10 protein-coding genes are annotated in these 15,052 nt (G+C 35.9%); 9 read left to right on the top strand and 1 reads right to left on the bottom strand.

The features are described 5' to 3' along the window. Window positions 1-17 precede the first annotated feature (17 nt). Window positions 18-1,145 (bottom strand): Fic family protein, encoded by a 1,128-nt coding sequence (locus ACQQ5U_RS09990; RefSeq protein ID WP_437397195.1) that lies wholly within the window; start codon window positions 1,143-1,145, stop codon window positions 18-20. A 725-nt stretch (window positions 1,146-1,870) separates the two neighbouring features. Here ACQQ5U_RS09990 and ACQQ5U_RS09995 point away from each other — a divergent pair. The 9 genes from ACQQ5U_RS09995 to ACQQ5U_RS10035 all read left to right on the top strand — a co-directional run bounded on the left by ACQQ5U_RS09995 (window position 1,871) and on the right by ACQQ5U_RS10035 (window position 15,039). Continuing rightward, window positions 1,871-2,161 carry a helix-turn-helix domain-containing protein gene (locus ACQQ5U_RS09995; protein WP_437397197.1) on the top strand — a complete coding sequence of 97 codons (291 nt, stop codon included), beginning with the start codon at window positions 1,871-1,873 and terminating at the stop codon, window positions 2,159-2,161. 139 nt (window positions 2,162-2,300) lie between these two features. Further along, entirely contained in the window at window positions 2,301-2,639 is a 339-nt protein-coding gene (locus ACQQ5U_RS10000) for a plasmid mobilization protein (protein ID WP_252078839.1), read from the top strand. An 80-nt stretch (window positions 2,640-2,719) separates the two neighbouring features. Continuing rightward, window positions 2,720-3,511 carry a type IV toxin-antitoxin system AbiEi family antitoxin domain-containing protein gene (locus ACQQ5U_RS10005; RefSeq protein ID WP_437397199.1) on the top strand — a complete coding sequence of 264 codons (792 nt, stop codon included), beginning with the start codon at window positions 2,720-2,722 and terminating at the stop codon, window positions 3,509-3,511. Then, a complete protein-coding gene (locus tag ACQQ5U_RS10010) occupies window positions 3,508-4,299 on the top strand; it encodes a nucleotidyl transferase AbiEii/AbiGii toxin family protein (protein WP_437397201.1) in 792 nt (263 codons plus the stop codon). Before ACQQ5U_RS10005 ends, ACQQ5U_RS10010 begins: the two co-directional genes overlap by 4 nt. Then, window positions 4,296-7,361, top strand: a complete 3,066-nt coding sequence (locus ACQQ5U_RS10015) for a type I restriction endonuclease subunit R (RefSeq protein WP_437397203.1) — start codon at window positions 4,296-4,298, stop codon at window positions 7,359-7,361. The genes ACQQ5U_RS10010 and ACQQ5U_RS10015 overlap by 4 nt, the downstream gene beginning before the upstream one ends. Beyond that, window positions 7,361-8,986 carry an HsdM family class I SAM-dependent methyltransferase gene (locus tag ACQQ5U_RS10020; RefSeq protein ID WP_437397204.1) on the top strand — a complete coding sequence of 542 codons (1,626 nt, stop codon included), beginning with the start codon at window positions 7,361-7,363 and terminating at the stop codon, window positions 8,984-8,986. Before ACQQ5U_RS10015 ends, ACQQ5U_RS10020 begins: the two co-directional genes overlap by 1 nt. Then, the gene (locus ACQQ5U_RS10025; protein ID WP_437397205.1) at window positions 8,979-10,904 is read left to right on the top strand and encodes a restriction endonuclease subunit S; all 1,926 of its coding nucleotides are present in this window, start codon (window positions 8,979-8,981) and stop codon (window positions 10,902-10,904) included. The genes ACQQ5U_RS10020 and ACQQ5U_RS10025 overlap by 8 nt, the downstream gene beginning before the upstream one ends. After that, entirely contained in the window at window positions 10,888-12,060 is a 1,173-nt protein-coding gene (locus tag ACQQ5U_RS10030; protein ID WP_437397207.1) for a hypothetical protein, read from the top strand. The genes ACQQ5U_RS10025 and ACQQ5U_RS10030 overlap by 17 nt, the downstream gene beginning before the upstream one ends. 258 nt (window positions 12,061-12,318) lie before the next feature. After that, window positions 12,319-15,039 (top strand): KAP family P-loop NTPase fold protein, encoded by a 2,721-nt coding sequence (locus tag ACQQ5U_RS10035; protein ID WP_437397208.1) that lies wholly within the window; start codon window positions 12,319-12,321, stop codon window positions 15,037-15,039. Window positions 15,040-15,052: the final 13 nt, after the last annotated feature.

Genomic DNA, 15,052 nt, shown 5'->3' on the forward strand with positions numbered 1-15,052 from the left:
ATGATTGTCAAATAAAATCAAACTTCGTTTTTGAACTTTAGGTTTAGTGAGTACCGGGTGCTTTTGAGTTCACCAGATTTGACTAATATGGATTTGTTGACCAAATCCTTTAAATCACGTGTGGCCGTTGATGCAGATGTTTGGGCTATACGAATATAATTGTCCGCACTGAGCCCGCCTTTAAATCCCTTATACCCTGCTTTAAACATACGTTGGACTACTTTTAGCTGGCGTTCGTTCATCAAACGGGAGTATTGATCAAAGAACCTTGCTTTTTGAATCAAAAAGTCAATGGTTTTGATGGTGTGTTGTTGTGCTGTAAGTATAGTTTCCCCAAAGTATAGTAGGAATTCAGTAAGGTCTAGTTTGAAATTATGGGCTTCGATGGAAGAATAGTATTCTTTTTTATTGGACTCGATGGTCTGTGATAGGGATATAAGTGCTGGTCTGCCCAAATCCATGGAAATCGATTTTTCTGAAATCCCTCTAGCAATACGTCCATTCCCGTCTTCAAAGGGGTGGATGGCCAAAAAGTAAAAATGTGCCAATCCTGACTTGGCCAATGGAAGCATTTTGGATTTGTTTGTCGTGTGGGTTTCGTTGAACCAACGAACATAAGCTTCCATTTCATTCGTCATTTGTGATGAGGGAGGTGCCTCATAATGTACCGTCGGTTTGTCGAGGCGTCCTGAAACAACTTGCATAGGATCTTCATGGGTACGATATCTTCCAATATCCACTAAATCCCTTCTGCCATTGGCGAGCATCTGATGCCACTCAAAAAGTTGTTCATGGGTCAATGGTACTGCATATGTACGATATAGATTGACCATCATTTCAGATATTCCATATTCAGCTTGGGGAAGTTTCTTTCTTTCCGTTTCAAGTCCTAAGTTTTTTTTAATGGATTCCTGAATACTCCCACGATCAAGATATTCCCCTTCAATTGCCGATGTGGTAAGAGCTTCATCCGACAAAACTTCAATTAAAAGTTCATTTTTGTCTTCCTCATCAATATGTTTAATTGAACCAAGAGCTACTCCACTAGTTTGGACAAACTGATATTCCAAGTTTTCCAAGGCTGCCTCATCGTACTTGAAATTGGGCCAATCTTTTTGTTGCCAGTTCCATTTAAAAGCTGTCATGAGCCAAATAATTAAGGTTTATAGCTCAAAAATAACATAAAAATGAGCTATAAATTAAATTTTTATAGCCCAAAATAGAAAAATGGAAGAAACGGTCACTGAGAACTACTAAAAACGGATTATTTGAACTATCATAAGTTTTGATATAGAAGATTTGTTTTTCAGCTCCTTATAGGTACTTGTATTGTGCTTAATTTTTCCTAGTGAAGGTGGTTCACTTTCGCCCTGTCAGCTATGCTAACTTTATCCCAGTTGGAGTGATATAAGTTGGCCGGTGTTTCTATTTAATATGCCACATACAAAACTTAATGCGGTGTTCATTTCTTCATAGCATTATATAACCATTTGTATGAAACATTAACTATTGCTTTATACAAATGTATAATTATACATCTGTATAAATATTTGTGGAAAGGGAGAAAGAAGACAATGGCTAGAGATTGTTCGAGTGTTAGCGTAAACTGAATTCTTTTTCTCCCTACCCATATTTCTATGGCAGTTGCCAAAAACACTGTTTTTGGCAACACCCCCAAAGGAATCGAATAGAGATGGTAAGCCTCTCGAGGCTTACCATCTCTATCTTAGATTTAATCTCAATTACCATACAAATTTATTTTGAATGTTTCTTGATTTACCATACATAAACTGATGTACGGTAAACAGGTTAAATGCTGTTCAATGTTGCTAGGTTTGTTCAATAAAGTAAATCAACAAATACCAGTAATATGAAGCGCATATTTATCATGGACGACGATGGATTAAAGGAATACGTTCCTGTAGAATCTCTCAAAAACAATCCAGCTCCAAAACTGGAGGATAAGGATAATCAAAATCAAACTGAAAATGAAATGTTGACGATTGCCGATTTGGTCAAGAAATTTAAAGTGACCAGGCCGACCATCTATTCCTGGATGGAAAAAGGGCTGCTCAAAAAGATACCGATTGGCGGACGTGTTCTATTTCATCCCAATGACATCGACGAGCTTATCGATCGGTTAAGGGGTATTTCTTCTTAGAAACAGATTGATGATCCAAAGTCAAAATAAAAAATGGATTTTATTAATCGGAGGTCACGAAGCAAGTTGTGTTTTTGTATACAAAAACTGCTCACTTTGTTCGCAAGCTTGTTGAAGATACTCCTCAATTCCTAAAATTATGGCACGGCCAAAAAAAGAAATTAGAGAGCTTAAAGCAATTCATATCAGTTTTAGAACTACAGTGGATAATTATCTCATTGTAGCTCATAATGCAGAATCTTGCGGGCTTTCAATTGCTGATTATATCCGAAAAAAAATTACTGGAGAACCTTTGCCTAGATATAAGATCTCTCCTTATGAAAGAAAAATTTTCGTTGAGCTGAGCAGGATAGGTAACAATATTAACCAGTTGGCCATCAAAATTCATTTAGGGCAGAACCAACCCGAAAAATTGACGGGACAACTTGTGGAATTACAAAGGTTGCTTTCTGAAGTAAAACAAATTATGGTAAAATAAAGTCAAAACAGGTTGATTGAATTTTAGTAAAAAAAAAAGAAAAATAGCAATAATTGCTAATATTCTTCTAAATTTACTAAATGCAGCTCGCCGATTTTATCAAAAATAGATTGTCATTGGAAGAATATTCATTCTCCCGTGATGAATATATGGCTTATTCAGGGAAGGACGCAAATGCTATTGCAACGGATTTAGCCTATTTATCTGAGAAAGGGGAGATTTTTGCCTTAAGAAAAGGATTCTATCTTATCATACCGCCAAGATATTCAAAGTTGGGTGTTTTGCCATTGGAGCTTTATGTCAATAAATTATTTGAACATTTGGAAAAGCCCTATTACATTGGTTTATACTCGGCAGCACAAATACATGGAGCAGCCCATCAACAGGTACAGACTGGATACATCATCACACAAAGCACTAGAATGTTGGATATTCATAAAAAAAATGTAACCATAAATTTTTTTCTTACCTCTAATTGGCCCAAGGCCAATATTGTCCAAAAAAAATCGGATGCTGGTTATTTTAATGTTTCAGACCCATTACTGACCATTGTAGATTTAATATACCACCAAAGAAAGTTAGGAGGAATAAATAGAATATTGGCAAATATCGAGGAACTTTTAGAAGAAGTTGAGCCAAGTGAAATGGATTCCTTATTGCAATGGTATCCGCATAAAAGTGTTTTACAGCGGTTGGGTTTTTTAATCGATTATATAAACCCAGAAGAGAATTTGCGTGAGCCACTTATTGTGCATTTGGAAAGACATGGGTTTTACCCTGTACTGTTGAATACATCGGATAAAATCAAACCAGGTGCAGTGGATAATAAATGGAAAGTTGATGTGAACTTAGCTCTTGAAAGCGATATATGATACCACGGCCCTACATAGCAGAATGGCAAGAACATGCTCCTTGGAAATCATTCGCCCAGATAGAGCAAGATTTGATTATAAGTCGTATGCTGGTTGCCATATTCTCCGATGATTTCTTATATGAAAACCTAGCTTTTAGAGGTGGTACGGCATTACACAAGTTATACCTTAATCCAGCACCTCGGTATTCAGAAGATATTGATTTGGTTCAAATTAAGGAAGGACCCATTAAACCTATTATGGAAAGACTGGATCAGATTATAGATTTCTTTGAAGAGCCAAGAAAAACGCAAGTTAGAGGTCATGGCGCAAAAGCTCTATATCGATTTAACTCAGAGTATGAGAATATCCGAATGCGGGTTAAAATTGAAATCAATTGTCGAGAGCATTTTAATGTTCTTGATTGGGTTGAATTCCCATTCGAAGTTGAGAATACCTGGTTTACAGGCAGCACCAAAATACGAACATATAGCATCAATGAACTTTTAGGAACTAAGTTACGGGCATTGTACCAGCGAAGTAAAGGCCGTGATCTTTTTGATTTGGATTATTCGCGGACGCACATAAATTTGGAAACGGCCTCAATCATCGAATGTTTCAATGAATATATGGCCTTTTCGGTTGGAAAGCCACCAAGTCAAAAAGAGTTTTTACAAAATATTGAAGCTAAGGAAAATGATTCTGGTTTTACTGGGGACATGGAAGCCTTGTTGCGTCCTGAAATTGAATATGACCAAAAAGCAGCATTTAGATGGTTGAAAAATGAAATACTTAAAACCGAAGAATGATATTCAACGAAGACTCTAGAGTAAAGATACCAGTGATTTTACATCTCACGCAGCTTGGGTATACGTATTTGTCCCTTAAGGAATCCAGCTGGGATGTGGAGACCAATATTTTTACAGACATTTTCAAGACTTCGATTGAACGAATAAACCCGCATCTTGAAAGTCAAGATATTGAAAGATTATATCAGGAAATAAGCCTGTCTCTTGACAATAATGATTTGGGCAAAGCCTTTTATAATATGTTGGTGCAACGTTCAGGAACTAAACTTTTGGATTTAGAAAATTTTGGAAACAATTCTTTCCATGTAGTAACGGAGCTTACCTATAAAAATGGTGAGGATGAATTCCGGCCAGACGTTATTGTATTGATTAACGGTATGCCATTGGTTTTTATAGAGGTGAAAAAGCCAAATAACCGCGATGGGGTTTTGGATGAGCGGAGGCGAATCAAAAGAAGGTTTCAGAACAAAAAGTTCAAAAAATTTGTGAATCTTACCCAGTTCATGATTTTCTCCAATAACATGGAGTATGACGACAATGAAATTGAGCCCTGGCAGGGTGCGTTTTACGCCTCCCCCTCCTATACTAATCCCATCTTTAATTATTTCAGGGAAGAAATTGGCTTCAACCTTTCCCAAGTTTTAAAACCTTTGGACCCCGATACTGAGGATTTTGTTTTAAGGGACACTAATTACCAAGCCATAAAAAACAGTCCAGAATTTTTAACCAACAAGAATCTGGATTCTCCGACAAATAGAGTTCTCACTTCTTTGTTGAGCAAGGAAAGACTGGAATTCATGTTGCGCTATGCCTTGGCCTATGTTAACGAGTACTCCGGTATTCAGAAACATATCATGCGTTACCCTCAGTTTTTTGCAACAATGGCCATTCAAGTAAAACTGGATAAAGGGATAAAAAAGGGAATCATTTGGCACACTCAAGGTAGTGGTAAAACGGCTCTTGCGTATTACAATACCCATTTTTTGACCGATTACTTTCAAGCCAAGAACATTATTCCAAAGTTCTATTTTATAGTCGATAGGTTGGATTTGCTTACACAGGCCCGGGATGAGTTTACGGCGAGAGGATTGAAGGTCCATACGGTAAACTCTAAACAGGAGTTTCTAAATGATTTAAAAACTACCACCGCTGTTTATAACGCCAAAGGAGTTCGTGAAATTTCTGTGGTAAATATCCAAAAGTTTCATGATGACAAAGACTTGCGGATGAACCTTGACTATGATATTTCCATACAGCGGATTTATTTTTTGGATGAAGTGCACCGCAGTTACGATCCCAAAGGTAGTTTCTTGGCCAATTTAGAACAGAGCGATAAGAATGCCATCAAAATCGGATTGACAGGAACACCTTTAATCGGGAAAGATTTAAAGTCCAAAGACTTGTTTGGTGATTATATCCATAAGTACTACTACAATAAATCCATAGCTGATGGCTACACTCTAAAGCTGATTCGAGAAGACATAGAGACCGAATACCAAATAAAATTAAAGGCTGCGCTTGATTCCATTGATATAAAAAAGGGAGATACTGATAGAAAATTGGTGTATGCCCATTCCTCTTTTGTAGAACCTATGTTGGAATACATCGTCGACGACTTTGAAAAATTCAGGGTTCGTAACAATGATGGTAGTTTAGGGGGCATGGTTATATGCGACAGCAGCGAACAGGCGAGAGAATTGTTCAGGATTTTTAATGAGAAATTTGGTTCCGTGTTTAATAGTCTGCCAAAAGTCGCTGAAGAAGATATTACCTATGGTAATGAATGGTCTGCAAACTTTAAACCTAAAAAAGCAGGGCTTGTTTTGTACGATTCTGGATCAAAGGATGAATTGGCCGAACGCAGGGATCAATTTAAGTCTGGGAAAATTGACTTGCTTTTTGTTTATAATATGTTATTGACGGGTTTTGACGCCAAACGGCTAAAGAAACTGTATCTGGCAAGAGTAATAAAAAGCCATAATCTTTTGCAGGCATTGACCAGGGTAAATAGAACCTATAAAGATTACCGTTATGGCTATGTGGTTGATTTTGCCGATATATCCTCCGAGTTTGACAAGACCAACCGTGCCTATTTTGATGAGCTTCAAGAGGTTTTGGGTGATGAGATGGAAAGCTATTCCAATCTCTTTATGTCCAAAGAAGAGATTGAGGTCAACATATCGGAAATAAGGGAAACCCTTGCTGATTATGAATTAAAAAATGCCGAAATCTTTTCTGCTCAAATTTCAGAAATTAGCGATAGAGGTACTATGTTAAAGATTAAGAAGGCCTTGGAAGATGCCCGTTCCCTTTACAACGTTATTAGATTGACAGGGGAATATGATCTGTTGGAAAAATTGGATTTCCGTCAATTGGGACGATTGCGTATCATGGCGATAGACCATTTAGCATTGATTAACGCCAAACAAGCCTTGGAGCACAATGAAGAAATGGGCAATCTATTGAATATGGCTCTGGAGGATGTGGTATTTCTGTTCAAAAAAGTAGGGGAAGAAGAACTGATTCTGGCCGATAGACTAAAAGACATCCTAAGAAAAACGCGCGAAGGCCTTGCCAGTAATTTTGATACCAAAGACCCTGAATGGATCAGCCTATATGATGAATTAAAAAGACTTTTTGAAAATAAGAACCTAAGTGAGGTCACTCAGGAGGAAATGCAGCGTAATATGCATTCACTGAAAACCATTCATGAAAAAGTGAAGGAATTGAACCGGAAAAATGAGCTGCTGCGTGCTAAATACGAAGGTGATCAAAAGTATGCCCGGGTTCAGAAACGGTTGTTGGAAGCAGGAAAACCTTCAAAAATTAGGACGGCCATTATCGAGGCCTTACAAAATATAAAGGAACAAGCAGATATGAGCATACTACAACGCAACAATACTTTGGACAATGAAGCATATTTTAAACGGGAAGTGGCACGCTATGTAATGAAGTCATTCAACCAAAGTTTGACCACCGCTTTGGATTACGACACCGTAATTTTTATTAGTGACATCATTGTAAATGAATATATGAACGAGTATTATAACAGACCGGCATAATGACTGTAGAGAATACAACACAAACTAAAAAACTAATAGACAACCTAAAGGCTGTATGTGCCAGTTATGGTTTAGGGAATGATGGCAACGAGTTTAAGATCATCACCCAGGTATTTTTGTACAAATACCTGAACGATAAATTCTCATATGAGTTAAAAAAAGTAAGACCAAGTTTAACTAAAAGGGAAAAATGGCAATTGGCATTGAGCGAGATTGATGAAGGAGAATATAAACTACTACAGTTTGACTTAGAAAGTAATACGGCCTTTCTCTATCCACACCATGTGATTGAGTATTTATTCGATAGACAGAATGAACCTGAATTTGGTAAGCTATTGGATGACACCCTTTTGGACATTGCCGCCAAAAACAATGATCTCTTTGCCGTTAATACCGATGGTGGTGCCAAAATCAGGTTGTTTGATAGGGTCACTGAATTTATTTCGGATCCTACCAAGCGGGATGCCTTTGCAAAGGCATTGTTGAATAAGTTAGTGGATTTTAGTTTTGAGAATATCATGACCGAAGGGTTTGATTTCTTCTCCACCATTTTTGAGTATCTGGTAAAAGATTATAACAATGACGCTGGGGGTAAGTACGCTGAATACTATACTCCGCATGCCGTGGCCAAGATAATGGCTGCTATTTTAGTTTCGGAACCTGTTAAGAATGTGACCGTATATGACCCAAGCGCAGGATCCGGCACTTTGCTTATGAACCTGGCTCATGCCATAGGTCCAGATAAATGCACCGTGTACTCCCAAGATATTTCCCAAAAATCATCCACCTTGTTGCGATTAAATTTGGTGCTTAACAATTTGGTGCACAGTATTGAGAATGTGATACAGGGCAACACCATGACCACTCCCTATCACAAAGAACATGGGTCCTTGCGTAAGTTTGACTATATCGTGAGCAACCCTCCTTTTAAGCTGGACTTTAGTGACGATGTAGAGGAGTTGCAGAAGAAAATAAATAAAGATCGCTTTTTTGCGGGAATTCCCAACATACCTAAAAAAGCCAAAGATAAAATGGCGATTTACTCGCTGTTTTTACAGCACATCGCATACTCGTTGACAGAAAAGGGGAAGGCAGCAGTAGTTGTACCCACTGGGTTCTTAACGGCACAAAGTGGTATTGATAAAAAAATACGTGAATACTTAGTTGATCATAAAATGTTGGCCGGAGCGGTAAGCATGCCCAGTAATATTTTTGCCACGACTGGCACAAATGTTTCCATTGTCTTTATGGACAAAAATAATGATGGAAAAGTGGTGTTTATTGATGCCAGCAACTTAGGCACAACGGTTAAAGAGGGGAAAAACCAAAAAACGGTTTTAAATACTGAAGAGGAAGACCGTATTATAAACACCTTTATCAATAAAACAGAGGTGGATGATTTTTCCGTAGTGGTTGAATATGATGAAATCACTACTAAAAACTATAGTTTTAGTGCAAGTCAGTATTTTGAAATTAGAATTAAATACATTGACATAACTCCTGGTGAATTCGAAGAAAAAGTGAGAACCTCTTCAAAACAGCTCGCTAACCTTTTTTCCGAAAGTGAACTTCTGGAAATGCAAATACAACATAACCTAAAGAATTTGAAGTATGATAATGAATGAGTCAAAGTATAATGCTCATTGGAAAACTAAAATTCTTTCGGATTTGGGATCTTTCCAACGTGGTAAATCTCGTCATCGTCCCAGAAATGACAAATCACTTTTTGAAAACGGTCATTTTCCTCTAGTTCAAACAGGAGAAATAAAAGATGCCAACCTTTACATAACATCTCATAACGCCACTTATAACAGTTTTGGACTGAAACAAAGCAAGTTGTGGCCAAAAAATACTCTCTGTATAACGATAGCCGCAAATATTGCTGAGACTGCCTTATTAGGGTATCCCATGTGCTTCCCAGATAGTGTTGTTGGTTTTATTGCCAACCCAAAAGAAAGTTCAGAGTTGTTTATGCACTATGTTTTCACATACATTAGAAAGGCTATTCAAAGTTCAGCAAGTGGAAGTATCCAAGACAATATTAATATTGATTACTTAACTAGACTTAAATTTAAGATTCCAGCTAAGTCGTACCAAGATGGAATTGTTAAAACTTTATCACAAATTGATTCAAAAATAGAGATCAACAACCAAATCAATGCAGAGCTTGAGGCCATGGCCAAACTGCTTTTCGATTATTGGTTTGTACAGTTCGACTTTCCATTCGACTTCAATCAGGGCAAGCCCGATGCCAACGGCAGGCCCTATAAGTCTTCCGGGGGCAAAATGGTCTATAACAAGCAGTTGAAACGGGAGATTCCTGAAGGGTGGGATGATGGTACGCTCTCAGATATAGCAAATATTATAATGGGGCAATCTCCTCCTGGAAATACCTACAACGAAAATCAAAATGGAATAGTCTTTTTTCAAGGCTCTACAGATTTTGGTATTAGATATCCATCCATACGCCAATACACAACTCACCCATCTCGGATAGCGCCGGAAGATTCAATACTATTATCAGTTAGAGCTCCCGTCGGTACACTTAATCAAGCATTGTGTGAATGTTGTATTGGTAGAGGATTAGCGGCTATCAATGAAAAAAGTGGATCCAATTCTTACTTATGGAGTCAAATGACTTATTTCAAACAAGTTTTTGACTACAGGAATTCTGTGGGAACAACTTTTGGTTCAATTACCAAAGATGATTTATTTAGTTTAAAAGTTGTTCTACCTAGTAAAGATGCGATTAATCATTTTAAATCAATAGTCGATTCTTTTCATCAAAAAATTAAAGTTAATTCAATAGAAAACCAAAAATTGTCAGAACTCCGGGATTGGTTGTTGCCACTGTTGATGAATGGGCAAGTAACATTTGGTAAGGTTAAGGAAGAATTAGGTCAGGTTGCAAAGGAAGGAGTGGCTTACAAAAAAGATAAAGAGTCCATTGACACTTTATTTGAGAACATCAACTTTGATTACGAAGTGGCCGTGGTACAACTGCTCACCGAGCGTCGATTTGGTTTTACTTATGGCAAAAAATACACCCATAAAATGTTCAGCAACATAGAACTGCTGAATACTATGCCAAAACTTAAAGAACTAGTTTTTGAAGAAAAAGGTTGGGGCATGTTTTCTAAGGCTATTGCCAAAACTATCGATGCACAATGTTTTGTTTATCAGTATCAATTGGATAATGGTACAAAAGTGTTGAAAGTAAAAAGTAGTGCTTTTAAAGAAGTACTGGACTGGACAAACCAAAAAGAAAACAAAGAATTTGTCGAACAGGTCAATGCCATGTTGGATTTATATGAGAAGCCTCTCATTAATAAAGATATGGACCGTATAGAACTGTTTAATACAGTATTGAAGTGTATTAAGGTTTTAGAAACTGACAGCCTGCAATCTATTAGAAACAAAATGGCACAATGGCCAATGGAAGAAGGTGGCTATCGTTCAAAGGCTGAAAAGTTTAACGAGAATGAAACTTTGTATATGATTGGGTTTATAAAAAATGAAATCCTAAATGAGTTTTCCAAATAAGATTACTTATCCTATTTTGATATTGCCCAATGATCTAGATGAGATTCTAAAATCAATTCCGGAGGAGGCACTTAAACCAAAAGAACCTGTCGAACCTACTTTAATTATTCCTAAAAGCCCGATAGAACCAAGTAAACCAGCCGGTGGAATACAATCATATGGATGTCTTTTATTATCTATAGTCATATTTGTTTTGGCAGGAGTTATTGGTAGTAATTCAGAGATAATGGCATCTATTTTTGATGGATTTGGTCTTGTTTTTTTAGTAATAATAGTTCTTGGGTTTGGTATGGTTTACAACTACCATAAAAATGGAGAAAATGCGAAAAAGGAATATAAAAACAAAATGGATGATTACAAAGCTTCGAGAAAGCAATACCAGCACGATATACTTTACTACAGAGAAGAGTATGAAAGGAAAAAAACAGAATACCAAACTGAATTAATAGATTATATAATCCAACTTGACAAATGGGAAAAAGGTCTTTTAAGGTCACAAAGGCCAGATTATATAAGTGCTATGCGTAAAGCTTCCTTATTATATAGAACTAACCCGACAGCTCCAACAGAAATTTCTACAAATTATAATAAGGGAGTTTCAGAGGAAGGGTTTTACAACCTGCTTCTATCGAAATCTTCAAATTTTAGCGATAAATGGGTTTTGTCTTTATCCTCGGCTCCTTATATCCGGCCTTATAGGCCAGATATAGTGTATATTGAAGATATTTACAGTCCTTTAACTGAAAACACTACAAGTTTATACGTTGATATTGAGATTGACGAACCTTATGTTGGCGCGACTGGCGAACCAATTCATTATATAGGTTCTGAAAAGAGAAGGAACAGTTTTTTCACGGAAAATGGATGGGTAGTGATTAGATTTGCGGAGGAGCAAGTAATTAAACAACCACAAGAGTGCGCTGAGTATGTCATGAACATTATTGGCAATATAAAGTCGGGGATTTATCCAGCACAAAATCATGCTATTCATTCCGTGGAAAAATGGTCAAAAGAACAATGTCATAAATTAGCCTTTGCACGATATAGAAATACTTATCTAAATTTTGAGCTTAGTGAAAAACTTCAAGAGGAATTACTCTTTGAAGCGAAAAACAACTCAAGATTAGATAACAATGATTATGAATTACCTTTTTAAGATCTTTAAGTGATACTCTAATATTCTTAAATGGTTGATTATCATTAACAAAGAATCATTTGAAAAATGGATTGGTTCTAGAGAATTGATATGGAAAGCTAGAAAATCGAAAACGGACTGCAAACAGGCAATCAGGTTAAAAATGGCTAAATTGGAAAGTGAAAGAAGACCACAAAATCATGGCCGAGAAGTTTTCGGAGAATGAGACGTTGCAATTGATTGGGTTTGTTAAGCAATTTAATTAATAATCAAACTAAAATGAGTGAAAAGAGTTATCCAACTTATACGGTTAGATTTTTTGTTTTGTTGGTAGTTTCGGTTGCTCTTTTACTTCTTTTTAGTTACCCCATCGTAACCCTGTTCATAAAAATTGGGAGACATATTAATTATGAATCCTTGGGGTTTTTGATAGGTTACGGAAGTACTAGTTTACTGGCAATTATTTTTTTAATTATTGCGATTGTCAGAGGATATATCCCTCATAAAAATCTAACCTACATTATCAGTATTGTCCTTGTTTTTTACTTATTTCTACGATTTGATGGTGTTGATCATTTAGAGTTATTACCATTAAACAATCTTCTAAAGTATCTTGATATCATAATCCTTTTAGGGGTACTCTATATAGTACTTATAAGTCTCTCCTTATTCAAAAAAAAACAGACAAAAAGCTCCCCTTTCTTTTTAGAAGATAACCTATATGAAGAAGGTGAAATAGCCAATGAGAAAATTCTTCAAAAATTAATAATCACTTTAAAAGATTTTCGTCCCAGTACAGCATTTTCAGTTGGAATAAATGCTGTATGGGGCTATGGGAAAAGTACATTCTTAAAACGATTTAAGATAGAATATGAGAAAAGGGAACCGAAAGCCATAGTTTTTTGGTACCGGGTATGGAAAAATAAAGGAGTAAATGCTATCATCGAAAATTTCTTTCACGAATTGAGTACAGCTTTGAGACCATTATCAGGGGAGCTCGACACTGAATTTAAGGGATATGTTGATGCAATATTGAAAATTCCCCATAATGAGTTCGGAAAAGTATTGGCTATGGGAAGGGAAATAATTACCGGTAATAAGTCACTTGAGGAACACTATAGTTCGATTAATAGTATTTTAAAAAGAATAGATAGGCAAATTATTATCCTTTTAGATGATCTTGACCGACTTGAAGGAGAGGAGATTTTAAATACAATGAAATTGATGCGTACTCTTTCTGATTTTAACAATGTGATTTTCATTGCCGGGTATGATAGACAATATGTATTAAAAAGTATCTCTAAACCGAAGGATAATTATATTGATAAAGTTTTTAATGTGGAAATCAACTTATTGCCGTTTGATGAAAACCTCATCTTGCAAGAATTGCTTGTTGAAATAGAAAAAATCCCTTCCCCAAAAAATACCAATGTTGATGACTCAACCTTATTAGAGGTCTTTAAGAGTTTGTTTGATGACCATCCATTTGCGATAAATATAGATACTTTAATATCCAGTCCCTGTACTCAAGAAAACCTTTCATATTCAGATTTCTTGGAAACACTGAGGGATGTCAAACGATTTGTTAATGAGTTCAGATTCAATATTGATTTTTTAGAAACTCCGTCGGATGTCATTCTGAGTGAATATATACTCCTAAGGTTGTTAACATACAAATACCGTTATGTGCAGGAACTGATATTGAATAAAATGGAAACCATACTTTTTAAAGGGAAAATTGATTGGGTCAATAGGGAAATCAAAGAAGGAAATGGTTTTTATCATGACGTTTGGATATATACTCATGAGAAAAAAATAATCGGCAAAGACATTCATGACAACCCAATCTATATGATATCATCTAAGGAAAAGTTAAAAGAATTATTGTCCAAGAATGCAAAAATTGATGATTTTGAGGTAATTAATGCTGGTTTATGTCGCCTTTTCAAAATGAAAAGTTTGGAATTCTATGAGACTCATCAAAATAGCATTTCAAAAACGTACTATACAAATCTATACATTAGAAACAATATTGCTTCAGGTAATATCACACTTTCTCAAATTCAAAAAGCATTTGAAACCAACAAACTTCATGAGTTGGTACACATGATAGGAATAAATCCTGATTATAAAGAGTTTTCAATTCAAAATGAGTTAAAGTATTTTGTTTTCAGAACTAAACCTCAAAACCGCGAACAATTCGAGGATTTAATACTTTCTTTGAATATTTTCATGTCTGATGGAACTCACTCAGATGATGAAAAAGTATTAGCAATTCTTAAGAACGGTGTCGAAACTTTTTATCCTAATCAGAGAAATGATTTTGTTGAGTTTTTAGGCAATGTATTGAGCATTAGTTCCATTGGATATCTTGACAGATTATTCAGTGGAATTAACCACAATTTGAAAAGAAAAGAAGTCGGGGAAAATTATCCAGGTGGATATATCAAGTATAATAATAACTTCTTTTCAAATGAGTTAAAGGCATTACTTCTTCACAAGCTTAAGGCCTTAATCAATAAAAAAGCCGAAACGAATGAGGTTTTGGAGGCATATCATTTAATCACAGAAAAAATCACTCCCCAGCAAACAATAATAAGACCTTTTGAGGCAAACACTTTGCTAAGAGAAGAAATTGAAAGGGACTTCTTAAAATATTACGATACACCACTTTTTCAGATGATTTCGGATAAGGCCGATAACCGAGAAGCAGAATTCAGAGGTTATAAACCCAATGATTTTTTGAATCAAATCTTTGCTTCTCAAAGTGCTTATAAAAAACTTGTTGGACAGATTAGTAATCCAACAGCATTTGAAGAATTGGAAAAAGATGGACTTGATAATTTGATATCTTTTATGGAGAGTATTCAAAAAAGCTTCAGTGAACCAGACAACATTAGAATTGAAAATACGATTAAAACACTAAAAAAATATGTTGAGAAGGGCTTCAAAAGTCTAAATCAAAAGGAATATGACGAAATATGGGGACACAAGAATTGAAGCCAATGACTTT

The organism is Flagellimonas lutimaris (assembly GCF_051494225.1).
In the GTDB taxonomy this organism is placed as follows: domain Bacteria; phylum Bacteroidota; class Bacteroidia; order Flavobacteriales; family Flavobacteriaceae; genus Flagellimonas; species Flagellimonas lutimaris_A.